The sequence below is a fragment of the Bradyrhizobium sp. USDA 4501 genome (assembly GCF_054062115.1).
The window spans coordinates 1,365,894-1,390,282 of sequence record NZ_JBSSEX010000001.1 but is presented as its reverse complement, the minus strand read 5'-3'; the positions used below and the strand labels follow the sequence as shown (position 1 = coordinate 1,390,282).

Sequence of the window (24,389 nt, the reverse complement as noted above, 5' to 3'; positions counted from 1 at the left end):
AATCTGAATTCGCCGGCTGCGCGGCAAGGATGATCTCGTCAAGCAGGCCGCGCGTAGAAGACATCGCGCATGCGGCCGCAAAACGCCTAGATTTGATGCAGTCACGGGTGATCGCGCCGCATCTCCGTCTGGGACGATCGTGAAAATCCTTTCATCGCCGCGCGATGCGATCGTGGAGAGTTCAGCTGTGGCGCCGACAACATTCGAAATTCCATTTCATTGACGATGATCTTGTCGCGCCGCATCATTTGCATGTTGCTTTGAGTGCAATCGCGCCGGAGAAATCCGCTTTTTTCTGAACCATGTGCTTCGAACGACGGGGCGTTCAAACGGAGACGTTTTGCGCGCGGGGCGGAGCCTTGCCGAAATGCAGGAGTGAAGATGTCGACGGATAACAAGAAGACGGTGATGGATCGCCGCACATTGCTGCGTGCGGGCGCCGCCGCGGCCTTTGCCGCGCCGATCGGGGCGTATAGTGCGCAGGCCTTCGCGCCACGGGCGATCACGCCGGCGATCGACTTCTCGGAATTCCCGGTCTGCAAGACCGCATCCGATGCACCGGCTTTGACCGGCGCGCCGCGCAAGCTGAAGCTGTCCTGGAACGCCGGCGCGGTCTGCCTTGCGCCGCTGCCGGTCGCGATCGACCACGGCTTCTTCCAGAAGCAGAATCTCGACGTCGAGCTGGTCAACTATTCGGGCTCGACCGACCAGCTGCTGGAGGCGATCGCCACCGGCAAGAGCGACGCCGGTCTCGGCATGGCGCTGCGCTGGCTGAAGCCGCTGGAGCAGGGCTTTGACGTCAAGATCGCCGCCGGCACCCATGGCGGCTGCATGCGCGTCCTGACCCGCACCAATTCCGGGGTCGACAAGCTCGCCGATCTCAAGGGCAAGATCGTCGCGGTCGGCGATCTCGCAGGTCCCGACAAGAATTTCTTCTCAATCCAGCTGGCCAAGCTCGGCATCGACCCGATCAAGGACGTCGACTGGCGCGCCTATCCCGGCAATCTCCTGAACGTCGCGGTCGAGAAGGGCGAGGTGCAGGCCTTCCTGTCGTCGGACCCGCTGGCCTATCTCTGGCTGAAGGATGCGCAGTACAAGGAGGTCGCCTCCAACCTCGACGGCGAATATCGCGACAAGAGCTGCTGCATCGTCGGCCTGCGCGGCAGCCTGGTGCGCGAGGAGCCTCAAGTCGCGCGCGCCATCACCCAGGCGCTGCTCGACGCCGCGATGTTCACCTCGCAGAACCCGGACAAGGCGGCGAAGTCGTTCCAGCCCTATGCGCCGAAGGCGGCGAGCCTCGCCGATCTCGAGGCAATGGCGCGCTACCACACCCATCACCATCATCCGACCGGCGAGGTGCTCAAGCGCGAGCTGAAGGGCTACGCCGACGACCTCAAGACGGTGCAGGTGTTCAAGCAGAGCACCGACACGGCCAAATTCGCGGAGCGGATCTATGTCGACGTATTCAGTGTCTGACGCGACGGCCGCGGCCGCGCCGCGTGCGGCGGTCACGTTCTCGAACCTCTCCGGCAGTTACGGTGTCGGCCTTGCGGCGAGCCTCGTCTGGCTCGCCTTTGGCCTCTCCTGCCTTTATTGGCCCGATGTCGGCGACTGGTCGCGGACCGGATCGCTCGGCATCGGCGCGATCGTCATCGCCGCGTTCATCCTGTTCGGCACATTCAGCGCGGATTATCTCGGCGGCGCCGGGCAGGCGTTGCGCAAGCGCGCGCCATGGCTGGTGGCATTCGGCGCCTTCGTGACGTTGTGGGAGGTGGCCACCGCAAAGTTCGCCTGGCTGCCGCTGCCGTTCTTCCCGCCGCCGCAGTCGATCCTCGAGGTCTATACCGACGATCTGCCGAAACTGCTCGATAGCGTGTTCGCCTCGATCAAGCTGCAGCTCGGCGGCTACATCATCGGCGCAACCGTCGGCTTTATCACCGGTGTCTCGATCGGCTGGTCGCAGAAGATCGGTTACTGGGTGCATCCGGTGCTGCGCTTCATCGGCCCGCTGCCGGCTACGGCCTGGCTGCCGATCGCTTTCTTCACCTTTCCGTCGAGCTGGAGCGCCTCGACCTTCCTGATCGCGCTTGCCACCGGCTTTCCGGTGACGGTCCTGACCTGGTCGGGCGTCGCGAGCGTCAGCAGCGCCTATTACGACGTCGCGCGCACGCTCGGCGCAAAACCGTCATTCCTGGTGCTGAAGGTCGCGATCCCCGCCGCGCTGCCGCATGTGTTCGTCGGCCTGTTCATGGGGCTCGGCTCGTCCTTCGCGGTGCTCGTCGTCGCCGAGATGATCGGCGTCAAGGCCGGGCTCGGCTGGTACCTGCAATGGGCGCAGGGCTGGGCGGCGTATGCCAACATGTATGCGGCGCTGATCGTGATGTCGCTGCTCTGCTCCGGCGCGATCACGCTCTTGTTCCGCACCCGCGACCGCCTGCTGGTCTGGCAGAAGGGCGTCGTCAAATGGTAGCGCAGTCCGCAGCTGAGGCGATCACCTATCCGGCGGTCGGCGCCGAGCTCGATATCGAAGGCGTCAGCCACGCCTTCGATATCGATGGCGCCACGCTGCCGGTGCTCGACAATGTCAACCTCGCGATCGCGCCGGGCGAGTTCGTCGCGCTGCTCGGCCCGTCCGGCTGCGGCAAGTCGACCTTGCTGCGGCTGGTGGCCGGGCTGGAGAAGCCGCGCGCGGGCACGCTGCGCGAGGATGAAGTCCGCATCGCCGGACCGCATCCGTCGCGGGTTGTCGTGTTCCAGGACCCGACGCTGTTTCCGTGGCGCACGGTGTGGGACAATGTTGCGCTTGGCCTCGAAGCGCAGGGCATTCTGAAGGCGCAGCGCCACCGCGTCGATGACGTCATCGAGCTGGTCGGCCTGTCCTCGTTCCGCAACGCTTATCCGCACCAGTTGTCCGGCGGCATGGCGCAGCGCGTGGCGCTGGCGCGCGCGCTGGTCAACGATCCGAAGATCCTGGTGCTCGATGAGCCGCTCGGCAAGCTCGATTCGCTGACGCGGATCGCCATGCAGTCAGAACTCGTCGCGCTGTGGCAGCGCAAGGGCTTCACCACGCTGTTGGTCACCCATGACGTCGAGGAGGCGCTGGTGCTCGCCAACCGCGTCATCGTGCTCTCCGATCGGCCGGCGCGGATCAAGGCGGACATCGCTGTCGCCCGGCCGTATCCGCGGCATCGCGGCGATCCTTATCTGGCTGAGCTGCGCAAGCAGATTCTCGGCCTGCTCGGACTGGAGGCGACATGGTGAGATCTGCGGCGAGGGAGCTGCATCCGGCGGACGGGCCGGAGCACATCGCGCGCGCGTTGCGGCTCGCCGACGTGTTTGCAGCGCGTGCGCCGGCGCACGACCGCGACGCCAGTTTTCCCTTCGAGAATTTCGTCGATCTCTCCCGCGAAGGCCTGCTGGCGCTGACCGTGCCGGCGGCGCTCGGCGGCGGCGGAGCGGGCGCCCGCGACGCCACGCGCGTGCTCGGCATCATCGGCAAGGCCGATCCGTCGACCGCGCTGGTGCTGTCGATGCATTACATCCAGCATCTGGTGATGGCGCGCAGCACGCGTTGGCCGGGCCGGCTGTCGCGCAAGCTCGCCAAGGAAACGGTCGAAGGCGTGGCGCTGATCAACGCATTGCGCGTCGAGCACGAGCTCGGCTCGCCCGCGCGCGGTGGCCTGCCGGCGACGACGGCGCGCCGCACCGAGACCGGCTGGCGGCTGACCGGCAAGAAGATCTATTCGACCGGCGCGCCGATCCTGAAATGGTATTCGGTCTGGGCGAAGACCGACGAGCAGGAGACCCGTGTCGGCTTGTTTCTGGTTCCCGCCGGTCTGCCGGGAACGCGGATCGAGGAGACCTGGGACCAGCTCGGCCTGCGCGCCAGCGGCAGCCACACCGTGATCTTCGACGACGTCGTGTTTCCGCTGGATTACGAGATCGACGTGCGCACGCCCGACGACTGGAAGGTTCCTGACGTTACCCAGGCGACCGTGCATGCGATCTTCGTCGCCGCGATCTATGACGGCATCGCCCGCGCGGCCCGCGATTGGCTGGTCACATTCCTGAAGCAGCGGGTGCCCGCCAATCTCGGCGCGGCGCTCGCGACCTTGCCACGGATGCAGGAGGTCGTCGGTGCGATCGAGGCGCGGCTTGCGGTCAATGCCCGCCTGATCGACAGCTTCGCGACCGATTTCGATAACGGCTTCCCGCTGTCCGCGATCGAGTCTAACATCATCAAGCTGACGGTGACAAATAACGCCGCGGCAGTGGTGGAGGATGCCTTGTCGCTGACCAGCAATCACGGCCTGTCGCGAACCAATCCGCTGGAGCGGCATTACCGTGACGTGCTGTGCGGCCGCGTCCATACCCCGCAAGACGATGCCACCCGTGTCTCCGCCGGACGCTCCGCGCTGGGCGTCTGAAAACAATAGCCAACAACAACGGAGTTCCCGTCATGCCGGTCGAGTTCATCGGCTTCATCACCAACAACAATGCCTCCGAGACCATCGTCCGCTCAGGCCCGGTGCTCGATCCGCCCTATATCGAGACAGTGGCCAAGGCGCATGAGCTCGCCGGATTCGATCGCGCGCTGCTGGCGTTCCATTCCACCACGCCGGATGCGTTGCAGGTCGCGCAGCATGTCCTGACCATCACCAAACAGCTCAAGGTGATGATCGCGCAGCGACCGGGCTTCACCGCGCCGACGCTGCTGGCGCGCCAGCTCGCGACGCTGGATCAGTTCTACGGCGGCCGCGTCTCGCTGCACGTCATCACGGGCGGCAACGCCATCGAGCTGCGCCAGGACGGCAACACGCTCGACGACAAGGACGAGCGCTACGCCCGCACCAGCGAATTCCTCGACGTGGTGCGGCTGGAGTGGACCAGCGAGAAGCCGTTCAACTACAGCGGCAAGTATTACAACGTCGAGAACGGCTTCTCGCAGGTGAAGCCGTTGCAGAAGGGCGGCATCTACACCTTCGTCGGCGGCGGCTCGGACGCCGCGGTCGAGGTCGCGGGCAAGCACGCCGATACTTTCGCGCTGTGGGGCGAGTCCTACGCGCAGGTGCGCGATGTCACCGCGCGGGTGCGCGCCGCCGCGGCCAGGCACGGAAGGCCGACGCCGCGCTTCAGTCTGTCGGTGCGGCCGATCCTCGCCGACACCGAAGAGAAGGCGTGGAAGAAGGCGGAACATATCCTCGAGCGCGCCACCGCGCTGCAGGACCAGACCGGCTATCGCCGTCCCAACCACGCGACCGACGGCGCCAAGCGGCTGCTGGCGCTCGCCGATCAGGGTACGCGCATCGATAAGCGGCTGTGGACCGAGATCGCCAAACTGACGGGCGCCAACAGCAATACCACCGCGCTGGTCGGCACACCCGAGCAGGTCGCCGAGGTATTCGGCGATTATTACGATCTCGGCGTCAGCCACTTCCTGATCCGCGGCTTCGACCCGCTGGTCGATGCGATCGATTATGGCCGGGCGCTGATCCCGCTGACCCGCAAGCTGATCGAAGCGCGCGACCAGCAGCGAGGGATTGCCGCCGAATGATCCGTCTCATTGTTGCGGCAGTGCTTGCGCTCGTCGCCGTCGACGCGGCCTTCGCGCAGACCACGCTGCGCGTCGGCGACCAGAAGGGCAATTCGCAGGCCGTGATGGAAGCGGCCGGTGTGCTCAAGGACGTTCCCTACAAGATCGAGTGGAAGGAGTTCGCCGCAGCCGCGCCGCTGCTGGAGGCCCTGGGCGCAGGCGCGATCGATACCGGGCTGGTCGGCGACGCGCCGTTCACCTTCGCGGCGGCCGCCAAAATTCCGGTCAAGGCGATCGCCGCGGTGCGGCAGTCGCGCGACGGGCTCGCGGTCGTGGTGCCGGAGAACTCCGCGATCAAGAGCTTCGACGATCTGCGCGGCAAGAAGATCGCAACCGGCCGCGGCTCGATCGGCCATCAGCTGATCCTGGCGGCGCTGGAATCCAGGGGTTGGCAGGCGAACGACGTGCAGATCGTGTTCCTCGCGCCGTCGGATGCCAAGGTCGCCTACACGCAAGGTTCGGTCGACGCCTGGTCGACCTGGGAGCCTTATGTGAGCCAGGAAGAGGTGCTGTTCAAGTCGCGCCGCGTCATCACGGCTGACGGCATCACGCCCGGCCTCGGCTTCCAGGTCGCAACGCCCGATGCGATCAAGGGCAAGCGCGCCGAGCTCGAGGATTTCGTGCGTCGCCTCGCCGCGGCGCGCGCATGGTCGCAGAACAATGTCGAGGGCTACGCTGCGACCTGGGGCAGGCTGATGAACATCCCGCCCGCGGTGGCGGTGAACTGGCTGACGCGGGCCAAGATCCGCATCGCGCCGATCGACGACAGCGTGGTCGCCGACGAGCAGAAGACCATCGACCTCTACGACCGCTGGGGCCTGATCCGGCAGAAGATCAACGCCGCCGACATCGTCGACCGCTCGTTTGGTGCGGCCGTCGGGAAGGGCGCGGGACTGTAGGCAATTTGCAAGCGACACCAAACATTCAGCGTCGTCCTGGCTTTCGCCAGGACGGCGGGTGCTCGCACGATTTCGGAATATTGGAAAAATATCCCTGATTTGCCCGACGTGTCAAGCTGCCCTGTCGAAGCTGCCCTGTCGAAGGCCGGCAGCCGCGAGGTCCTTTGCATGGGGTTGTTTTCGATATTTTGCCGGCGCCTGCGGCGGCCCTGCAGGCGGGAGATGTGGACCGTCTGCGCGGAAGCGATTCAGCTCCGCACTATTGCACCGCTAACGAACCCGTGATTCAAAACATCCATTCGTCCGCCGGCTGCCGCGCGGCAAGGATTTTCCCCGTTTGGCACATTCCAAAACCGCAACGTTGCTATTTTCGCCACGACCTTGCCACCCCGCCCGGCGCCGCCAAGATCAATCAGACGAACAATCGAGTCCGGGAGATCACCATGGGCCTTCAACAAACTCGCGTCGAGTCGCTGCCGTTTGTGACCGCTGAACTGAATTATCTCGCGCCGACGCCGGGTAAGCCCCGGACCTACGCCTTCGATCCGCCGCCCGGCGAACCCAAATCCACCGCGCTGCCCGAAGCCCACAATGTTCCGATATTTGACGGGCGTTTGATCGCCGACAGCTTCTCGCTCGATCGCGAGGGCTTTGCGCTGGTCAAGCATCCGACCAGCGTCAAGGACTATTACGACGAGAACGAAGTCCGCAACGTCTACTATCCCGCCGTCGAAGCCTTCCTGAAGGCGACGCTGAAGGCGGATCGCGTTGTCATCTTCGATCACACCGTGCGCAAGCGCGTCGAGGGCGCGGCTGACATCCGCGGCGGTGGTCCGCGCCAGCCGGCGACCCGCGTCCATGTCGACCAGACCGCCGTCTCCGGCCGCAACCGGGTGTTCGAGCACCTGCCCGACGAGGCCGAGCAGCTGGTCAAGGGCCGCGTCCAGGTGATCAATCTGTGGCGCCCGATCCGCGGTCCCCTGCGGGATTCACCGCTGGCGATGGCCGACGGCACCACGGTCGCGCCGGAGGATTTGATTGCTTCGGACCTGATCTATCCGAACCGCAGCGGCGAGACCTACTCGGTGAAGTACAATCCGAACCACCGCTGGTTCTACATTCCCGAGATGACGCCGGACGAGGCGATCCTGCTGAAATGCTACGACTCGGCGACCGACGGTCGCACGCGGTTCGGGCCGCATACGGCGTTCGTCGATCCGACCACGCCGGCGGATGCCGCGCCGCGCGAGAGCATCGAGCTGCGCACGCTGGTGTTCCATAAGCAGTGAAGTCACCTCGCCCCGCGTGCGGCAGGGGTGTCCGGGGAAATTCAGGCATAGCGGAGCTCCATCTGGTCAGGTGAGATGGTTGATTTCCGACGGCTGGGGTTGATGGGCGGAGGTTTGTCGATGGCAGCGAGGGATCGACGCGTGAGCAGGAGCTGGCCGACGAGTTCGGCGAACCTGAGCGGGAGCATTTTGATGCAGTTGGTGTGAGCGGCGATGCGCAGCAGCAGGTAGGCAATCATCGCAGCGAGCACCTGAAGGCGGATCGCGTTGTCGTTGGCGCCGAGGAACTTGCGAATATCGAGATGCTGCTTGATCCAGCGGAACAGCAGCTCGATTTGCCATCGGCTCTTGTAGAGGGCGGCGATCTCGACGGCGCTACGGGCAAGGTCGTTGGTCAGGAGTGTGATCTTGCCGCCTTTCTCGCGTCTGATCTTGATGCGGCGGAGCGGGATTGGAAGGCGCGAATCGCCCTTGCTGATGAGCTTCACCTCGTCATCGGCAAGGATTTCGAAGTCATCCCCGTTACGCTTGCGGATGGCGCGATGCCTGAGCGAGCGAAGACGGATGCTCGTCTTCGCCCGGGTAACGAAGAAAGCCTTGCTATCATTGATCTTCTGCCACCAGTCGAAACGGCAATAGCCCTTGTCAAACACATAGGTGGTGGCGGGCTGGATTGGGGTCTGTCGGCCGATCTCGATGTCATTGACGTTCGCGGCCGTCATCTCGACGCAGGTCGGGACATCGCTCCTTGGGTCGTAGACGACATGCAGCTTCATGCCGCGGATGCGGCCGTTCCACGTCGCCCAACTGCAGACCTTGCCGAGCGGGATCGGACTGGCGTCGATCAGACGCACCATCTCCATGCCTTCACTCCGCAGCTGGCGACGCGCCATCGCCGACAGCGCCGCAAAGGTTTGCGCGAAAATGCCGATCGGACGGCGGGCATTGGCATCGGACAACGTCGAGCGCGACAGCTTGCCGGTTCCCAAGTGATAGTGATGCTGCGAATTGGCGTTGAAGCCAGTCACCACCCCGCGCAGACTGCTGTTGCCGCTAAGCTGGGCATAGATCAGCGCCACCAGATGATCCCAGCTCCTGAACGACTTGTCGTAGGCATCCCCGTCCAGACGATCCACAACCGTCTGAAACTGCCGTCGATTGATCGGTTCAAGCAGCCTTCCAAAAATGCTACCGCGATATCGCATGCTCGGCCCTCTGTGTCTCGACAACCAGAAAAGACCGATTTGCCTCGGTCCTGCCGAGCATGCACCGCGACACAGTGAATCATTCCCCGGACACCCCTGCGCGTGCGGGGAGAGGTCGGAACGCATCGTTAGATGCGTTCCGGGTGAGGGGGAGTCTCCGCACATCCAATTGTCACCGTGTTCGCGGGTGCAGCCCCTCACCCAACCCTTTAGAGCGAGCTTCGCTCGTCTCGACCCCGTGAAGAACGGGGAGAGGGCTAACCGATTGGCACCCTCCGCCCAATAATGTTACGCCCGTCGCCAAACCGCTCGGGGAAGAGGCGATTCGTGGACGGCGTGGTGACGAAGGAAGAGGCGGGGATCGGGTTCCGCGCCCTGGTGCTTGCACTTCTGGCATTGGCCTCCGGCCACATGCTGTCGACGCTGCTGCGGACCATCCCGGCGATCAGCCTCGATCTGATGGCGTCGGATTTCGGCACCTCGCCGCAGGCGCTCGCGAGCCTCACCTCGATCTATCATTTCTCCTTTGCTGCCTCGCAAATCCCGGTCGGCGCCGCGATGGATCGTTTCGGCGTGCGGCCGGTGTCGCTGAGCCTGCTCGCCGGTACCGTGATCGGAACGCTGGTCTCGGCGCTGGCGACGGGGCCTGCGAGCTTTGTGCTCGGCCAGCTCATGCTCGGCGTCGCCACTTCGGGCATGCTGATGTGCCCGATGACGCTCGCGGCGAAACAGATGTCGGCGGCGAAATTCGGCCTGTGGTCCGGCCTGATCCTCTCAATCGGCAATATCGGCATGCTGCTGTCGGCAAGCCCGCTGGCGTTCGTGGTCGATCAGTTCGGCTGGCGCGCCGGTTTCTGGGTTTCGGCCGGCTTCAGCATTGTCGTGCTGATCGCGGTGTTCGCGCTGGTGCCGCGGCAGCCGGCGGCGCATGCGGATGATTCCTCGCCGCTGCACCAGATGGCCGAGGTGCTGCGGCTCGGCATGTCGCGTGGCCTGCGTGGTCTGATCGCGCTGTCGCTGGTGTCGCTCGGCGCGTCGCTGACCTTGCGCGGCTTGTGGGGCGGCCCGTGGCTGATGGACGAGAAAGGGCTGAGCCGGATCGAGGCCGGCAATGTGCTCGGCCTGTTCACGCTGGCGATGATCGTCGGCCCAGCCTGCATCGGCGCTTTCGATCGCAAGTTCGGGCACCGCCGTGCCATGGTGGCGGTGACGCACGCCATCGCCGCGCTGCTGCTCGTCTTGATGGCGGCCGGTGCGCCGCATTTCCCGGTCTCGAACCTCTTCGGGGTTGCCGTGATGCCGACGCAATATGACTTGGTGCTGTTAATCCTGATCGGGCTCGCGACGTCGGCGCAGCCGCTGATCTACGGCATGACGCGGCAGCTTGTCGCCGCACAGAACACCGGCAAGGCGCTGTCCTCGGTCAATCTCGCGTTCTTCCTTGGCGCAGCGCTGCTGCAATCGAGCACCGCCGGCGTCGCGGCGCTGTTCGGGCTGCCTGCGGTGCTGCTGTTCATCGCCGGCGCGCTGGTGATCGGGACCGTGCTGTTCCTGATCTACACCAGGCCCTAAAGCGCGATGAGATTGGGTTGAAACGTCATCGCGCCTTGGCTCTTTGTTTGAGCATGATCTTTTCGGAAAACCGCTTCGCACTTTTCCGGATCATGCTTTAGCGCGCCGTTCCGATCAGATCGTCTGCGCCTGCTTGCGAATCTCGTTGGCAAGCGGCCGCAGGGAATCGCCCCCGCGCGGCCCCACCAGGGAGTAGCCCGTACCGCCGTCAGCCCACGAGAAGCCCGCGACATCGCCACCCGAATGCGCGGCCATCGGCGCGTTCTGGTCTGACGTCATCGGGCGGGTGAGAACCACAAGCCGCTCGCCGCGATCGTCGTCGTACATGAACATGGCCGCAGGACCATGTGCGGTCGGCACTACCCGTCCGCCCATTAAGCGATATCCCGACTTGGTGAGATCCGGCAGCTTCACCGGTTGATGCAACCGGTTGGAGACCCATTGCACAAGCTCGGTGCTGTCGCGCAGCTCGACCGGCCGCGTGCGATCGGAGGCGTACACTCTGTAGGAATCGCTGGCTTCCTCGGCGAGCGCCACAATTCCGCCGACCGGTGTCTGTGTCGCGCCACGGATCATCCATCCACCGAGGCCGCCGATCGAGAGCATCAGCATCGCTGCGATGGCCCAGCGCAACGACGAGGGGCGGCGGCGTGGGCTCTCGATCATCCTGGCGAGGTTGAGCCGCGGCGGCAGCGGCTCCTCGGCGATCGGCAGCAGCGCCGATCGCAAGAGGTTACGCTCATCGGAGTAGGCGGCGATGCGCTTGGCCACGTCCGGATGCTTGTCCAGATAGGCACGGACCTCGGCCTCGCGTTCCGGCTCGAGCGCGCGATCGACATAGGCGTGCAGATCGTCTTCTGTAATGGGTCGGTTACTCATGTCTTGTTCCGCAATTGCACGACATTATGATCCCGGTCGCCGGGAGTCCCCTCCAGTTCGTGATGCAGCCGCTCGCGGGCGCGCGCGAGGCGTGACATCACCGTGCCAATGGGCACCCCAAGCACCTTCGCGGCATCGGCGTAGGACAAATCCTCAACGCCGACGAGCAGCAGCACCGCACGCTGGTCATGCGGAAGCCTGGTGAGCTTCGCCATGACGTCGCGATACATCACCTTGTGCTCCTGCGCCGCTTCCTGGCCGAACGAACCCTCGTTTGTTTCGTCGATCGCGACATGAACGCCGCGCACCGTTGCGCGGCGAAACTGGTTGATGGCGAGATTATGCAGGATCGCGAACAGCCACGGGCGCGGATTGTCCGACCGCCGCTGCTCCCAGTGGATGACGGCGCGTTCCAGGCAGTCCTGCACCAGGTCGTCGGCCGCGGCGTGATCGCGGACCAGGGCCCGCGCATAACGCCGCAAGGCAGGTATCAGCGGCTCGACCAGGTGCAGCATGTCGCTCATGGCGCTTGTACCTGCACGACCGCGCCGAGTTTCGCCGGCTCGCCGGCTGCGATGACGAGGTAGCGTCGCTCCGCCCTGGCCGCGCTCTGCACGATCTGCCGGATCGGACCGGCCGCGTTGACGATCGCGGAGCCGGCCGGATTGGTCATGAAGGCTGCCAGCGGCTCCACCATGCCGCCACCGTCAGCGTGTTCGGCCAATCCCAGCACGTAGCGCTGCTTCGGCTCGAGCCCGGTCACGGAAGCCTGCAGCACCTGGATCAGGCCTTGATCGAACAGCGATACGCTGGTCGGCGGCTTCTCGCCCTTGGCTTGCTTTTTCGGTGCGAGCGCGAGGTGAGCGGCCTGGCCGGCGACGCCGAGGGCCTGCAGGTTCTGGCGATCTTCCGGATTTGGCGCGGCGTTCGGCACATAGACGATCGCCTGCGGCGCCTGGCCGATCGGGATATTGGCGATCACCTTGTTGGTCGCGGTGTCGATCGCGGCCAGCGCGTCGGCATTTTCGAGACCGACATAGACTCGCGTGCCGTCGCCGGACGGCCAGACGCCGTGCGGCAGATTGCCGACGGGGATGGTCGCGACTTGCGAGAAATCGTCGGTTCGGAACACCTTGACCTCGTTGGTGCCGCCGATGGTCACATAGGCGAAGGTCCCCTTTGAGGTCCTGGCGAAATTGACGTGGTTGGTGATCGGGCCGCTGTCGATGGTCTTGATCAGGTTGAACGGCGGCTTGGCGTTGAACACCTGCGTCCTGCCGACATCCTTCAGCGTGAACCAGACCTGGTCGCCATCGGGCGACGCCGCGATGTTCGGGCAGAACGGGCTTTCCTGCTTCACCTTGGCGACGATCTGATGGTCTGCGACCGAGACCACGTCGGTCTCCGGATTGAACGACGAACAGATGTAGCCGTACTTGCCGTCGGGCGAGAAGATCTGCATGCCGGGTCCCGCGGGCACCTCGATGCGCGTCGTTTCCTTGAAGCTCTGCGCGTCGATGACCGAGATGTAATTCTCGCCGCGCACGGTGACCCATACTTCCTTGCCGTCGGGCGTGAAGAACGCCTCGTGCGGTGACCGCCCGATATAGGTGACGTGCTTGACCGCGTTGGTTGCCGTGTCGATGAAGCTCACCGAGTTCGAACCGATCGAGACCACCGCGAGGGTGCGGTGGTCGGGCGAATAGCCCATGCCGTGGACCAGCACCTGGCCCTTGTAGAGCGGGCTGAAATTGCCCGGCTGCGGGTCGCCGAGCCGGATCACGCCGAGCAGCTTGTTGTCGGCCGGGTCGGTGACCGACACCGTGTTGGAGAACTGCTCGGCGGCGTAGACGCGATCGTGACGGCTGACCGGAATGTCGGGCGCGGACGCAGCGCCCGGCGCCTGTCCGGCGAAAGCAGGGCTCGACATCGCCAGCACGGTCGTGGCCAGCAGGCTCTTGAGGATTTGACGGTTCATCGTTTGAGGCTCCTAGTTCTTCATTCCGTGGGACATGTTCATATGATCGTGAGCGGCAGGCGCCGGGGTCTGCTGTGTTGGGGCGGGCGCGGACGCCGTAACCGGATCTCCGATCGCGAGCTTCATGGCGTCGATCTCCTGCTGCTGCTCGACGATGATTTCCTGCGCGATCCGGCGCAGCTGCTCGTTCTTGCCGTAGCGGAGCTCGATCACGGCCATGTCGATCGCGCCCTGATGATGCGGCTGCATCATCGCGACGAAGTCGCGGTCGATGTCGCCGCTCGGCTTGGCCGCCATGTCATTCATCATCTTGGTCATCGCGGTATCGTTTTCAGCAAGGAAGGCGCTCTCTTCGGCCGTCTGCCCGGTCTGGACCGGATGATGGTCGTCATGCGCGAAAGCAGCCGCCGCAGCTGCAAAAGCAAGCAGGGCGGCGCCGGCGAGCGGCGCGAGGCCGGACTTAAGGAATCGAGGAAGCATTTGCGTTCACCCTGGGAGTTGTCGGGGAGGCCCGAGCGGTTACGGGCTTGGGCCGGCTTGCATGGGTGGGACGCAGCAGCGTGAGTTCTATTCCGTCGTCAGGCAGATTCTTGTCGATCACGACTTGCTGATCGCCGGAATGATCCGTTTCGGCCGGGGCAGCCGATTTGCGATCCGCAAGCCACTGGCTATAAGAAGGAATTCCGGTTTCGATCGACCGGTTCCACCATCCTCCCTGCGCAAATCCTCGCGCCAAGAAGGCCAAAATGTCCGCCAAGATCGATCCGATCACCCGCTCCGTCGTCCAGCACCGCCTGTCGTCGATCGTGAAGGAGATGGGCGAAGCCATGCTTCGCACCTCGTATTCGCAGATCCTCAATTCCAGCCGCGATTTCTCGCTGGCGATCTGCGACACCAACGGGCGGCTGATCGCGCAGGCCGACCACATTCCGGTTCATGTCGGCGCCTTGCCCTGGGCGACGCTGGCGGTCGAGGAGCGCTTCAAGGATGTCGCGCCCGGCGACGTCATCCTGCTCAACGATCCCTACCAGGGCGGCAGCCATCTGCCCGATCTCACTGCCTTCGTGCCGGTGTTCGACGGTGGCAAGCGGCTGCTCTGGACCATCGTGCGCGCGCATCAGAGCGATATCGGCGGCGCCACCCACGGCGCCTACAATCCAGCCGCCACCGAGATCTATCAGGAAGGCATCCGCATTCCGCCGATCAAGCTCTACGAGGCCGGCAAGCCGCGCGAGGATCTGCTCGACCTGCTGGCTTTGAACATCCGCAACCCCAGGGAATTCCGCGGCGACCTCGCCGCGATGCTGGGCGCTGCGCATCTCGGCGAGCGCCGTGTCGCAAAACTGTTCAGCGAGTTCGGCGCGGAGACGGTCGAAGCCGCGATCGAGGCCATTCTCGATGCGACCGAGCAGCAGACCCGCGCCGTGGTGTCCGCCTGGAAGGACGGCGTGTTCTACGGCGAAGCTCTGCTCGACGATGACGGCCACGGCCGCACCGACATCAAGATCGCCGCCAAGGTGACCAAGAAGGGCAGCGACATCGAGGTCGATCTCACCGGCTCCGATCCGCAGTCGACCAGTTTCGTCAATTCGTCACACGCCAACATGCAGGCAGCGGTCGCGATGGCCTTTGCCTATCTGATCGACGCCGACATTCCGAAGAACACCGGCGCGCTGCGGCCGCTGAAGGTGGTGGCGAAGCAGGGCACGATTGTCTGGGCCGATCCCGGCCGTCCCGTCACCTTGTGCACCAGCCATCCCTCCAACGAGATCGTTGAAGCCATCATCAAGGCGATGTCGGCGTCCTGTCCAGATCGCGTCATGGGCGGGTGGGGGCGCCGCTTCCGCATCGCGATCCAGGGCGAGGACCCGCGCAACGGACGCAATTTCATCTGGCACATGTTCCAGGCTCGGCCCGGCGGCGGCGCCTCGCCGGGCGGCGACGGTTATTCGTCGATCGGCGAATGGCACTCGGTCGGCGGTCTCAAATTCGGCAGCATCGAGGTGGCCGAGGTGCGCTTTCCCCTGCATTTCCGCCAGCACGAATTCCGGCCGGACTCCGGCGGCGACGGCCAGCATCGCGGCGGGCTTGGCGTCGCGCTCGACATGGTGCTGGAGACGCAGAAGCCGGCCAAGGGCAACACCGCCGGCGACGGCGCGCGCCATGGTCCCTGCGGCATGCTCGGCGGCAAGGACGGCGAGCCGCATCATTACCGGCTGCTCTCGGAAGGCCGCGCGCCGCGCGTGTTGAAGACGAAGGAAGTCGGCATCGAGCTGCGCCCCGGCGACTGCCTCGAGATCCGGTCCTCCGGCGGCGGCGGCTGGGGTCCACCCGAGAAGCGCTCGGCGGAAGCGCGGGCGCGCGATCTTGCGCAAGGTTTGGTTTCGAAAGCGGTGTAGGGCAGCGATGTATACGATTGGGGTCGACGTCGGCGGCACTTACACCGACCTGGTTGCGACGGATCAAAGCGGGCGCACCGTGTTCGCGAAATCGCCGTCCACGCCGGCCGATCAGTCGATCGGCGTGATGGCGGGACTGGAAGAGCTGGCGCGCCGCCTCGGCGTGACGCGCGCGGCGATGCTCGCCGCGACCGATCGCCTGGTGCACGGCACGACGGTTGCGACCAATGCGCTGCTCGAGCGCAAGGGCGCCAAAGTTGCGCTGCTGACCACCGAAGGTCATCGCGACGTCGTCGAGATGCGCGAGGGGTTGAAGCCGGACCGCTACGATCTGCGCACGCCGCCGCCCGAGCCGCTGGTGCCGCGCGAGCGCCGCTTTGGCGCGCGCGAGCGGCTGAAGGCCGACGGCAGCGCTGCGGTTGCGCTCGATGCCGCCGCGCTCGGCGACGTCATCGCGGAAGTGAAACGTTCGGGTGCGAATTCCGTCGCGGTCTGCTTTCTGCATGCCTATCTCAACCCGGCGCATGAGCTTGCCGCCGTCGAGCAACTGGCGAAGGAGCTGCCCGACGTCAGCGTGTCGCGCTCGAGCGACGTACTGCCGCAGATCAAGGAATATGAGCGTGTCTCGACCACAATCGTGAACGCTTATGTCGCGCCGACGGTGCGACGCTATCTCACCAATCTGGAGCGTAGCCTGCATGAGGCGGGCTTCAAGGGCTCGCTGTTCGTCGTGCTGTCGCATGGCGGCATGGCGCCGGTGGAGGAAGCCTCGCGGCTCGCCGCGGGCACGGTGCTGTCGGGGCCGGCCGGCGGCATCTCCGGCAGCCGCCGCTGCGCCGAGATGCTCGGGATCCCCGATCTCGTGCCGTTCGACATGGGCGGCACCTCGACCGACATCTCGCTGATCGCAGATGGCCAGGCCTCGCTGTCGGCGGATGGCATGCTCGCCGGCCAGCGCATCGCGCTGCGCAGCCTCGACATCGCCAGCATCGCCGCCGGCGGCGGCTCGATCGCGAGCGTCGACGGCGGCCGCACGCTGCGGGTCGGGCCGGAGAGCGCGGGCTCGGTGCCGGGACCGGCCTGCTACGGCAATGGCGGCACGGCTGCCACCGTCACCGATGCCAATGTCGTGCTCGGTTATCTCGACGCCGCCGCCTTCATGGGCGGCGCGCGGCCGCTCGACCGTGCGGCGTCGGAAGCCGCGGTGGACCGGATCGCCGCAGCGCTCGAGCTGTCGCGGATCGAGGCCGCCGCCGGCATCTACAAGATGATCAATCTGAAGATGGCCGACGGCATCCGCCTGATGACCTTGCGCCGCGGCGTCGATCCGCGCAAATTCGCGCTGCTCAGCTTCGGCGGCGCCGCCGGCATGCACGCCGCCGAGGTCGCGCGCGAGCTCGAGATCAAGCGCATCATCGTGCCGACGGTCGCCTCTGTGCTTTCGGCCTGGGGCATGCTGACCAGCGATCTGCGCTACGAGGTCAGCCGCACCCATTACGGCACCGGCCGGATTTCCGCCGACGAGGTTCGCGCCTTGTTCGCCGGGCTGGAAGAGCAGGCGGCGGGGCGGCTGCGCGACTGGTTCAAGGGCGATATCGGCATCGAGCGCTCGGCCGAGATGCGCTACGGCGAGCAGGTGTTCGAGATCGACGTGCCGCTCGGCGAGCTCGATCTCGGCGCCGCCGACCTGGTGGCGCAGATCGAGGAACGCTTCCATCGCCGCCACGAGGAGCTCTACACCTATGCCTCGCGCGGGCAGGAGGTGGTGTTCGTCAACGCCCGAGTTGCCGCCGTCGGCAAGGTGGCGCGCGGCAGCAGTGATGCCGGAAAGGCCAGCTCGGCTGCGCCCTGCGCGCCGCGCGGCAAGCGGCAGGCCTGGTTCGGTGCCTGGCGCGAGGTGCCGGTCTACGCGCTCGACGATCTCGGGCCGGCCCAAGCGCTGGCCGGTCCCGCGATCATTGAGGCCGAAACCACGACCGTCCTGGTCGACAGCGGCGACCGCGTCGCGGTCAACCCGCTGGGCTGGCTCGATATAATATTGCGCTGATCGTCAAGTCGGAACTGCACTCCCTCTCCCGCTTGCGGGCAGGGCTATCGCATGTGCGCTCGATCCCTCCACAGACTCGTCATGCCCGGCCTTGTGCCGGGCATCCACGTCTTGGTTTCCGCGCGAAAAAGACGTGGATGGCCGGGACAAGCCCGGCCATGACGATGTGGAAATAGCGCCGCCAAGCTTTTCGCTGCCATATGCGATTGCCCTGCGCTTGCGGGGGAGGTGAAAGAAGGCCTGCCTCCGCCATCAACATTTCATTTTTCCGGCATTGGCTTGGGCGATAAACTCCGCTCGCTCGGGAGGAGCGCCGGCCTGGTGCCGGCGCGTTTGTGGCGATGTTGATGCAAACAAAAAGACAAACTGCGCTTTCGATATCCCTCGTCCTCGCAGCTGTCCTCGCGGCGGCGCCGTTGCGCGCGCAGCTGGCGCAGACGGCGGCGGCCGGCAACGAGATCCGCATCGGCAACGTCATGCCCTATACCGGGCCGCTCGCCGCGTTCGCGACCATCGGGCGGGCGGAGGCGGCCTATTTCGACATGGTCAACGAGCATGGCGGCATCAACGGCCGCAAGGTCAGGTTCGTCTCGGTCGATGACAGCTCCAATCCGAAGATCGCGATGGAGCAGACCCGCGATCTCGTCGAGAAGCAGGATGTGCTGTTGATGTTCGGCTCGTTCGGCACGCCGAGCAACCTCGCGGTCCGGAAGTACCTCAACGAGAACAAGGTCCCGCAGCTGTTCGTCGCTTCCGGCGACGAGGCATGGGCGCATCCTGCGACCTTTCCCTGGACCATGGGCTGGCAGCCGACCTTCCGCGCCGAGGGGCGGATCTACGCCAATTACATCCAGGCCGCCTATCCCTCGCGCAAGATCGCGGTGCTCTGGCAGAACGACCAGTTCGGCCGCGACCTGTTCAAGGGATTGCAGGAGGGGCTCGGCGACACCGCCGGCATGATCGTCGCCGATCTCGCCTTCGATGCATCGGAGACCGCGATCCAGAACCAGATCGGAATTTTGAAGAACTCCGGCGCCGACATCCTGGTGTTCGACGGGGCGCCGGCGATCGCGGCGCGCGCGATCCGCGTCGCCGCGGACCTCGACTGGCATCCGGTGTTCATCCTCGACAATGCGTCGGCCTCGATCGCCAGCGCCTTGCGGCCAGCAGGCCTGCAGAATTCGCTTGGCGTGATCTCGACCTCATTCCTGAAGGATGCCGGCGATGCCTCCTGGAAGGACGATCCGCAGATCAAGGCGTGGCTCGCCTTCATGGACAAATATTATCCCGACGGTGACAAGGACGACATCTACGCCGTGTTCGGCTACGCCGCCGCGGATACGCTGATGCAGGTGCTGCGCCAGTGCGGCGACGATCTGTCGCGCGAGAACGTCATGCGGCAGGCCGCGTCGCTGAAGGACTACCAGAGCCCGATCGCGCTACCCGGGATCGTGATCAACACCGGACCGAAGGACTTCCGCCCGATCAAGCAGATGCGGCTGGTGCAGTTCGACGGCAATGCCTGGCAGCCGATCGGCGACGTGATCGACAGCGCGTTCACGGCGGTGCGCGAGGATAATTGAGGGCCGTTGAGTTGGGTCATGCGTCGTCCCGGCCTAGTGCGCAATTGCGCACGGGGGGCCGGGACTCATTACCCCAACTGCGCATTGTTTTGCTCTGCTGGGGCGATAATCCCTTACACACCAGGCAGCGGTGGTTATGGGTCCCGGCCTTCGCCCATAGGCGCTAAGATAGTTTGATCATAGTCTGATAGTGGCGCTTATGTCTGGGTGGCTCGCGTAGATGTCGCCGGAGAGCGTGACTGGCTCTGCAGAGTAGAGCGATTGCGGGCTGTGGAATGATCGCTTGCCGTAGCGAAGCGACGAGCTGGCGCAGCAGACGCCACGTCACTGGGTGGGTCAGGCGGCGTCGGGCAAGCGGGGAGAGTCTTCGAGTTCGTCGACGAGCGGCTCGAGCAATAGAATGATCAGCAGATGAGCGAGGATATGGGGTCTGGCGGACCGCTCGTCGGTTCCGGGAGGTCCCTTCAGGCCAATCAGGCTTTTCAGCCGCTTGAAGCCGAGCTCAATGCGCCATCGCAGCCGATAGAGGGCGAGGATATCTGCAGTCGTGAAGTCCTCTGGCCTGAGTGAGGTCACCAGGATCACCCAATCTGCGGCGTCAAGTGTTTGCCTGGAGAGCTGATGACCTCCCTTTTGTGCAGTCCGGCGCGCCTTGCGTCGCGCAGCCGCAGCAGCTTGCGCCGGCTTCTTCGCGGCAACCAGACGCACTGCGAGCGGCGGCGCACCTGACTTGCGCTTTATCCAAATCGGCCGATCGATCAGGCCACGCGCCGAGGCGTTGCGCAGTTCGGCAGTGAGGTCAACAAGATTACCTTCGGCATCGAGCCAGCGCGCGCTCTTCCAGCCGGCCCGGATCACGAAGTCTGCATCGGCATCGACGAGATGCGCCATGCGCTCCGGTTGCAGATAGGCGCGATCGGCAAGACGGATCTCACCGGCAACCGCCGGTATCCGATCCAGCGTCTCGCCCGCTCGCTGATCGGTCAGCTCGAAGTGACCAAAGCGCTCCTGCGGAAGATCGAACGCGCTATGGATACGCCACACTGCGTTCTTGTTCCTGCCGCTCGTCCCAGCCTTGGGGACCGTCGTGGCGTCAACAATACGGATCAGACGACCGCGGCTCGCCTTCGGCGCCGCGTCGGCAAGCGCCTGCTCGACCAAGATTGCCAGCCAATCTCCGCACTGACGTAAGCGATACAACAGAGCCACGTTGGAGATATCGACAAGCCCAACCGACGTGGCCCATGCCGCCGTCAACCGCAGCCCTTTCTCACCAAGGCAATAAGCCAAGATCAGGCGCAGCAAGTCGACCGCATTGCTGATCTCCCGCGGACGGACAAACGCCTTCGTCTTGCGCGCGCTAATGTTCAGAGCCTCGGCTCCGCCAAGTCGGGCGACAACGCGCGCCCAATCTTTGTTCACAAGCGATTCGTGTGCCATTCCATCTTGGAATCACAAACGAATCCAAGGCGCAAATCCTATTTTAGCGCCTATGGGCCTTCGCCGGGACGACGATGGGGTGTGGGCCGGCGCAACAAACGCCTACTTCTTCAATCCATAATTCAGCAGCCCGCCCTTGTTCTTCGGCGGGTGCGCGCGCAGGCCTTCCTCGTTCGGCTCGGTGCCCCAGCCCGGGCGATCCGGGATCACCAGATGGCCGTCGACGAATTCAGGCACGTGGGTGAACAGCTCGTGGTCCCAGGCCAGGCGATCGATGTCCGTCTCCATGATGCGCAGGTTCGGCACCGCGGCGCAGAAATGCGCGTTCATCATGGTGCAGAGGTGGCCGTAAAAATTATGCGGCGCGACGTTGACCTCGAAATGCTCGGCGGCGGCGGCGACCTTCATCGACTGCCAGACCCCGTTCCACGGCGTGTCGATGATCGCGACGTCCATCGCCTGCTCGGTGAAATAGGGCAGGAACTCGCGCAGGCCGAGCAGCGTCTCGCAGGATGAGATCGGGTGCGGGCTCTGGCGGCGGATGTAGCCGAGCGCCTGCGGGTTGAAGGTGTCGATCTCGACCCAGAACATGTCCATCTTCTCGATCGCGCGCAGGATCTTGAGATAGCCCTCGGTCTTGGCGTTGAAGTTGAGGTCGAGCAGGAGATCGACATCCGGCCCCGCGCCGTCGCGGATCGCCTCCAGGTGCATGCAGAGATTGCGCAGCACGGTGCGGTCGATATTGATCTCGGGTTGGAACGGCGAGCCGAAGCCGGGGCGCCAGCCTTGCGGCTTGCCGTCGGTATAGACGAAGATGTTGGTCTTCATCGCCGTGAATTTCTTCTCGCGCACTTCGGCCCCGATCGCCTTGACGCCGTCGAGATCAGTGATCGCCGGCTTGTACCAGTCGGGATGATTGATGCGCCAGGTCGCGCAATGCGACCAGTACACCCGCACGCGGTCGCGGATCTTGCCGCCGAGCAGGTCGTAGCAGGGCACGCCGAGCGCCTTGGCCTTGACGTCGAGCAGCGCGTTCTCGATCGCCCCGAGCGCCAGCGCCACCACGCCGCCGGCGGCAGGGCGCGTCGCGGCGAACAGCTCGACATGGATCCGCTCGTGCTCGAACGCGTTCTTGCCGACCACCCGCGCCGAAAGCCGCTCGATCGCCGCCGTCACGCCGGGCGCGCCGAAGCCCTCGTCATATTCGCTCCAGCCGACCAGCCCGTCCGTCGTCGTCACCTTGACGAAGTGATAATTCCGCCAGCCGGCATCGCAGGCGAGCGTCTCGACGCTTTTGATTGTGGTGGATTTGCTCATGGTTTCCTGCCCGGTTGTTTGTTGCTGTTGGCGGGATACCAACAACGGATCGGCGGACGCGTCAATTCGCGCCAAGGCAAGGCGACAATGCGCATTGGCAAGGCGGCACTCGCCTCTTCGTTCACCGTCACCCTGAGGAGCGCGCTCTTGCGCGCGTCTCGAAGGGCGACGGCCCGGCTCTTTCATGGATCTCGCGGGGCCGTGCATCCTTCGAGGCTCGCAAGAGCTCGCGCCTCAGGGTGACGGGACAAACATCTCGGTGTCAGGCCGGAACAGCGTCGGCCGCTGCCGTTCGAAGGTCTTGCGGCCGCGCTTGAAGCCCATCAGCACGTCGGGCAGCTCGGCGATCGCGTTGGTTCCACTGTCGGTGTCGAGCACGACGATGTCGGCGGGATTGCCGACCGTGATGCCGTAATCCTTCAGGTTCATCAGCCGCGCCGGCAGGTCGGTGACGAGATCGAGGCAGGCGTCGAACTCGCCGATCCCGGCATGCGCCGCATTGGCGTAGAGATTGGCCATCCGCAGCAGCGAAGCATCGCCGAACGGCGTGAAGGGATTTTGCACATTGTTGGTCGCGACCGAGCACAGCACGCCATCGGCGACGAGCCGGTGCGCGGCGGTCAGCCCACGCGGCGCGTTGTGGGTGGCGTCGCGGCCCATCAGATAGAGATCGGTCGCCGGCAGCACGGTGACCGCGACACCGGCCTCGGCGAGCCGAGCGCCGGCTTTCTTCAACCGATCAGGCGGCAGCGCGGAGAGTTTGGTGGCGTGCCCGATCGCGACGCGCCCATGATAGTTGCGCCGCTCGGTCTGCCGGCAGACCTCCTCCATGTGCCACCAGGAGGGATCGAGGTCGAAATCGAGATGGAGGTCGACGTCGACATCGAACTCCTGCGCGAGGTCGAAGATGCGTGCGATATGCGCGTTCGGATCGCTGTCGACATAGGGGCAGCCGCCGACCGCCTCGGCACCGTCGTTGAGCGCCGCGACCAAGAGCTCGTCGGCGCCGGGATCGTTGGTCAGGCCCTCTTGCGGAAAGGCGCAGAGCGAGAGGTCGAGCGCCCAGGCATAGTCGCGTTTCAAGGCCTTGACAGCCTCGAAGCCGCGCAGCCCGATCCTCGGGTCGATCTCGACATGCGTGCGCATCCGCGTGGTGCCCGCCGTGATTGCGCGCTCGATCACTTTTGAGCCGCGCGCATGGACATCCTCGATCGTGAAGTCGCGCTTCATCGCCGATACCGCGCGGATCGCCTCGCCGAGGCTGGCGTGATCGTGGCCGCAGCGGCCGAGCAGGCAGGCCTTGTCGAGATGGATATGGGTGTCGACGAAGCCGGGCAACGCCAGCCGGCCGTTGAGGTCGACTTCGACCGCCTCGCACACGAGGCGCGGCGCGATCGCGGCGATCCTGCCGCCGGCGATGCCGATATCGACCGCGGCGGCAGAGCTGCGCGTCACGGCATTGCGGAAGACGAGGTCGAAGGCAGGTTTCGCGATCATCGGCGAGGGAAGCATCAGGGTGGTCTGAGCCTAGCGGAACGGCCAGAATCCGGCAGCACCAGATTGTGTGCAGTTATATGGTTCGATTGTCTAAAAAATATGCATACACTTTGATGACCAGATTGTAGAGTCCTGATTATCCCCGGAGACCCGCCATGTCCGCACCCGCCAAAGCCGATGCCCGCCCGATGTCCGATGCCGAGATCGTCGAGGCCTATTTGACGGCGTCGATGATCCCCGATCCGGATGCGGCTGCGGCCTATATGAAGCCGGGCACGGTGATCACCTTCACCGGCGGGCGCAAATTCGACCATCCGCGCGGGCCGACCGGCTTCAACGCGAAGCGCTATCGCTGGGTGAAGAAGAAGATGGACCGCTTCGATGTCTGTCCCGGCACGGACGAGACCGTCGTCTATAGCGTCGGCACGCTCTACGGCGAATGGACCGACGGCACGCCGTTCGAAGGCAACCGCTATGTCGACCGCTTCGTGGTGCGGGGCGGGCAGATCGTCAAGATGGACGTCTGGAACGACAGCGCCGAGCGGATTTTGATGCAGCGGGGGATCGAGGCGTAGGAAGCGGTGCCACTTCTCCCTCGCCCCGCTCTTGCGGGGAGAGGGTCGGGGTGAGGGGCTGCATCCGCGAGTATCGGCCGCGGATAGACCTGTACCCCCTCACCCGGATCGCATCT

Annotated in this window: 20 protein-coding genes; 12 read left to right on the top strand and 8 right to left on the bottom strand. The window is 65.0% G+C overall.

Going from position 1 to position 24,389, the window contains the following annotated elements; translation table 11 throughout:
* The first annotated feature begins 381 nt into the window (after positions 1-381).
* From ACVWZM_RS06485 to ACVWZM_RS06455, 7 genes are all read left to right on the top strand, one after another.
* On the top strand, positions 382-1,476 hold the full coding sequence (locus ACVWZM_RS06485) for an ABC transporter substrate-binding protein (RefSeq protein ID WP_253587503.1): 1,095 nt from the start codon (positions 382-384) through the stop codon (positions 1,474-1,476).
* Positions 1,454-2,470 carry an ABC transporter permease gene (locus tag ACVWZM_RS06480; RefSeq protein WP_141340949.1) on the top strand — a complete coding sequence of 339 codons (1,017 nt, stop codon included), beginning with the start codon at positions 1,454-1,456 and terminating at the stop codon, positions 2,468-2,470. The genes ACVWZM_RS06485 and ACVWZM_RS06480 overlap by 23 nt, the downstream gene beginning before the upstream one ends.
* The gene (locus ACVWZM_RS06475) at positions 2,464-3,261 is read left to right on the top strand and encodes an ABC transporter ATP-binding protein (RefSeq protein ID WP_229193070.1); all 798 of its coding nucleotides are present in this window, start codon (positions 2,464-2,466) and stop codon (positions 3,259-3,261) included. Before ACVWZM_RS06480 ends, ACVWZM_RS06475 begins: the two co-directional genes overlap by 7 nt.
* The gene (locus tag ACVWZM_RS06470) at positions 3,255-4,427 is read left to right on the top strand and encodes an acyl-CoA dehydrogenase family protein (protein ID WP_456852230.1); all 1,173 of its coding nucleotides are present in this window, start codon (positions 3,255-3,257) and stop codon (positions 4,425-4,427) included. The genes ACVWZM_RS06475 and ACVWZM_RS06470 overlap by 7 nt, the downstream gene beginning before the upstream one ends.
* Before the next feature lie 32 nt (positions 4,428-4,459).
* Positions 4,460-5,554 carry an LLM class flavin-dependent oxidoreductase gene (locus ACVWZM_RS06465; protein WP_106328824.1) on the top strand — a complete coding sequence of 365 codons (1,095 nt, stop codon included), beginning with the start codon at positions 4,460-4,462 and terminating at the stop codon, positions 5,552-5,554.
* Positions 5,551-6,492: an ABC transporter substrate-binding protein gene (locus ACVWZM_RS06460; RefSeq protein ID WP_141340950.1), complete on the top strand. Its 942-nt coding sequence runs from the start codon at positions 5,551-5,553 to the stop codon at positions 6,490-6,492. The genes ACVWZM_RS06465 and ACVWZM_RS06460 overlap by 4 nt, the downstream gene beginning before the upstream one ends.
* 443 nt (positions 6,493-6,935) lie before the next feature.
* A complete protein-coding gene (locus ACVWZM_RS06455) occupies positions 6,936-7,781 on the top strand; it encodes a CmcJ/NvfI family oxidoreductase (protein ID WP_253624144.1) in 846 nt (281 codons plus the stop codon).
* A 41-nt stretch (positions 7,782-7,822) separates the two neighbouring features.
* Here ACVWZM_RS06455 and ACVWZM_RS06450 read toward each other — a convergent pair whose 3' ends face one another.
* Positions 7,823-8,986 carry an IS4 family transposase gene (locus ACVWZM_RS06450; protein ID WP_456834807.1) on the bottom strand — a complete coding sequence of 388 codons (1,164 nt, stop codon included), beginning with the start codon at positions 8,984-8,986 and terminating at the stop codon, positions 7,823-7,825.
* 336 nt (positions 8,987-9,322) lie between these two features.
* On the opposite strand from ACVWZM_RS06450, the gene ACVWZM_RS06445 reads away from it, so the two are divergent.
* Positions 9,323-10,558 carry an MFS transporter gene (locus tag ACVWZM_RS06445; protein ID WP_456856628.1) on the top strand — a complete coding sequence of 412 codons (1,236 nt, stop codon included), beginning with the start codon at positions 9,323-9,325 and terminating at the stop codon, positions 10,556-10,558.
* A 114-nt stretch (positions 10,559-10,672) separates the two neighbouring features.
* On the opposite strand, the gene ACVWZM_RS06440 is transcribed toward ACVWZM_RS06445, so the two are convergent.
* Genes ACVWZM_RS06440 through ACVWZM_RS06425 form a run of 4 tightly spaced genes read right to left on the bottom strand, consistent with a single transcriptional unit; the run spans position 10,673 to position 13,895 of the window.
* Positions 10,673-11,437: an anti-sigma factor family protein gene (locus ACVWZM_RS06440; RefSeq protein ID WP_168858919.1), complete on the bottom strand. Its 765-nt coding sequence runs from the start codon at positions 11,435-11,437 to the stop codon at positions 10,673-10,675.
* Positions 11,434-11,961, bottom strand: coding sequence for an RNA polymerase sigma factor (locus ACVWZM_RS06435; RefSeq protein WP_057015143.1), 528 nt, complete (start codon positions 11,959-11,961; stop codon positions 11,434-11,436). Before ACVWZM_RS06435 ends, ACVWZM_RS06440 begins: the two co-directional genes overlap by 4 nt.
* Positions 11,958-13,415: a YncE family protein gene (locus tag ACVWZM_RS06430; RefSeq protein WP_168858918.1), complete on the bottom strand. Its 1,458-nt coding sequence runs from the start codon at positions 13,413-13,415 to the stop codon at positions 11,958-11,960. Before ACVWZM_RS06430 ends, ACVWZM_RS06435 begins: the two co-directional genes overlap by 4 nt.
* A gap of 12 nt (positions 13,416-13,427) precedes the next feature.
* Positions 13,428-13,895, bottom strand: a complete 468-nt coding sequence (locus ACVWZM_RS06425) for a DUF305 domain-containing protein (RefSeq protein WP_057015145.1) — start codon at positions 13,893-13,895, stop codon at positions 13,428-13,430.
* Between the two features lie 266 nt (positions 13,896-14,161).
* Here ACVWZM_RS06425 and ACVWZM_RS06420 point away from each other — a divergent pair, with 266 nt between their 5' ends.
* The 3 genes from ACVWZM_RS06420 (at position 14,162) to ACVWZM_RS06410 (ending at position 19,444) form a co-directional block, all read left to right on the top strand.
* Complete coding sequence (locus ACVWZM_RS06420) at positions 14,162-15,814, top strand: hydantoinase B/oxoprolinase family protein (protein ID WP_168858917.1); 1,653 nt, start codon at positions 14,162-14,164, stop codon at positions 15,812-15,814.
* A gap of 7 nt (positions 15,815-15,821) precedes the next feature.
* The gene (locus ACVWZM_RS06415; RefSeq protein WP_168858916.1) at positions 15,822-17,861 is read left to right on the top strand and encodes a hydantoinase/oxoprolinase family protein; all 2,040 of its coding nucleotides are present in this window, start codon (positions 15,822-15,824) and stop codon (positions 17,859-17,861) included.
* 347 nt (positions 17,862-18,208) lie between these two features.
* A complete protein-coding gene (locus ACVWZM_RS06410) occupies positions 18,209-19,444 on the top strand; it encodes an ABC transporter substrate-binding protein (RefSeq protein WP_456852228.1) in 1,236 nt (411 codons plus the stop codon).
* Positions 19,445-19,780: 336 nt separating this feature from the next.
* On the opposite strand, the gene ACVWZM_RS06405 is transcribed toward ACVWZM_RS06410, so the two are convergent.
* The 3 genes from ACVWZM_RS06405 to ACVWZM_RS06395 all read right to left on the bottom strand — a co-directional run bounded on the left by ACVWZM_RS06405 (position 19,781) and on the right by ACVWZM_RS06395 (position 23,698).
* Positions 19,781-20,866, bottom strand: a complete 1,086-nt coding sequence (locus ACVWZM_RS06405; protein ID WP_456851881.1) for an IS4 family transposase — start codon at positions 20,864-20,866, stop codon at positions 19,781-19,783.
* A gap of 120 nt (positions 20,867-20,986) precedes the next feature.
* Positions 20,987-22,201, bottom strand: a complete 1,215-nt coding sequence (locus ACVWZM_RS06400) for a mandelate racemase/muconate lactonizing enzyme family protein (RefSeq protein WP_076824326.1) — start codon at positions 22,199-22,201, stop codon at positions 20,987-20,989.
* A gap of 234 nt (positions 22,202-22,435) precedes the next feature.
* Positions 22,436-23,698 (bottom strand): amidohydrolase family protein, encoded by a 1,263-nt coding sequence (locus ACVWZM_RS06395; RefSeq protein ID WP_076824331.1) that lies wholly within the window; start codon positions 23,696-23,698, stop codon positions 22,436-22,438.
* A gap of 155 nt (positions 23,699-23,853) precedes the next feature.
* On the opposite strand from ACVWZM_RS06395, the gene ACVWZM_RS06390 reads away from it, so the two are divergent.
* Positions 23,854-24,273 (top strand): nuclear transport factor 2-like protein, encoded by a 420-nt coding sequence (locus ACVWZM_RS06390; protein ID WP_076824328.1) that lies wholly within the window; start codon positions 23,854-23,856, stop codon positions 24,271-24,273.
* The last annotated feature ends 116 nt before the right edge of the window (positions 24,274-24,389 follow it).

What these genes read in the sequence shown, in the direction of transcription:
- ACVWZM_RS06395 (WP_076824331.1), bottom strand. Translation starts at nt 23,698, where the DNA reads ATGATCGCGAAACCTGCCTTCGACCTCGTCTTCCGCAATGCCGTGACG.
- ACVWZM_RS06470 (WP_456852230.1), top strand. Translation starts at nt 3,255, where the DNA reads ATGGTGAGATCTGCGGCGAGGGAGCTGCATCCGGCGGACGGGCCGGAG.
- ACVWZM_RS06485 (WP_253587503.1), top strand. Translation starts at nt 382, where the DNA reads ATGTCGACGGATAACAAGAAGACGGTGATGGATCGCCGCACATTGCTG.
- ACVWZM_RS06400 (WP_076824326.1), bottom strand. Translation starts at nt 22,201, where the DNA reads ATGAGCAAATCCACCACAATCAAAAGCGTCGAGACGCTCGCCTGCGAT.
- ACVWZM_RS06415 (WP_168858916.1), top strand. Translation starts at nt 15,822, where the DNA reads ATGTATACGATTGGGGTCGACGTCGGCGGCACTTACACCGACCTGGTT.
- ACVWZM_RS06455 (WP_253624144.1), top strand. Translation starts at nt 6,936, where the DNA reads ATGGGCCTTCAACAAACTCGCGTCGAGTCGCTGCCGTTTGTGACCGCT.
- ACVWZM_RS06420 (WP_168858917.1), top strand. Translation starts at nt 14,162, where the DNA reads ATGTCCGCCAAGATCGATCCGATCACCCGCTCCGTCGTCCAGCACCGC.
- ACVWZM_RS06465 (WP_106328824.1), top strand. Translation starts at nt 4,460, where the DNA reads ATGCCGGTCGAGTTCATCGGCTTCATCACCAACAACAATGCCTCCGAG.
- ACVWZM_RS06390 (WP_076824328.1), top strand. Translation starts at nt 23,854, where the DNA reads ATGTCCGCACCCGCCAAAGCCGATGCCCGCCCGATGTCCGATGCCGAG.
- ACVWZM_RS06460 (WP_141340950.1), top strand. Translation starts at nt 5,551, where the DNA reads ATGATCCGTCTCATTGTTGCGGCAGTGCTTGCGCTCGTCGCCGTCGAC.
- ACVWZM_RS06475 (WP_229193070.1), top strand. Translation starts at nt 2,464, where the DNA reads ATGGTAGCGCAGTCCGCAGCTGAGGCGATCACCTATCCGGCGGTCGGC.
- ACVWZM_RS06410 (WP_456852228.1), top strand. Translation starts at nt 18,209, where the DNA reads ATGCAAACAAAAAGACAAACTGCGCTTTCGATATCCCTCGTCCTCGCA.
- ACVWZM_RS06425 (WP_057015145.1), bottom strand. Translation starts at nt 13,895, where the DNA reads ATGCTTCCTCGATTCCTTAAGTCCGGCCTCGCGCCGCTCGCCGGCGCC.
- ACVWZM_RS06435 (WP_057015143.1), bottom strand. Translation starts at nt 11,961, where the DNA reads ATGAGCGACATGCTGCACCTGGTCGAGCCGCTGATACCTGCCTTGCGG.
- ACVWZM_RS06450 (WP_456834807.1), bottom strand. Translation starts at nt 8,986, where the DNA reads ATGCGATATCGCGGTAGCATTTTTGGAAGGCTGCTTGAACCGATCAAT.
- ACVWZM_RS06440 (WP_168858919.1), bottom strand. Translation starts at nt 11,437, where the DNA reads ATGAGTAACCGACCCATTACAGAAGACGATCTGCACGCCTATGTCGAT.
- ACVWZM_RS06480 (WP_141340949.1), top strand. Translation starts at nt 1,454, where the DNA reads ATGTCGACGTATTCAGTGTCTGACGCGACGGCCGCGGCCGCGCCGCGT.
- ACVWZM_RS06430 (WP_168858918.1), bottom strand. Translation starts at nt 13,415, where the DNA reads ATGAACCGTCAAATCCTCAAGAGCCTGCTGGCCACGACCGTGCTGGCG.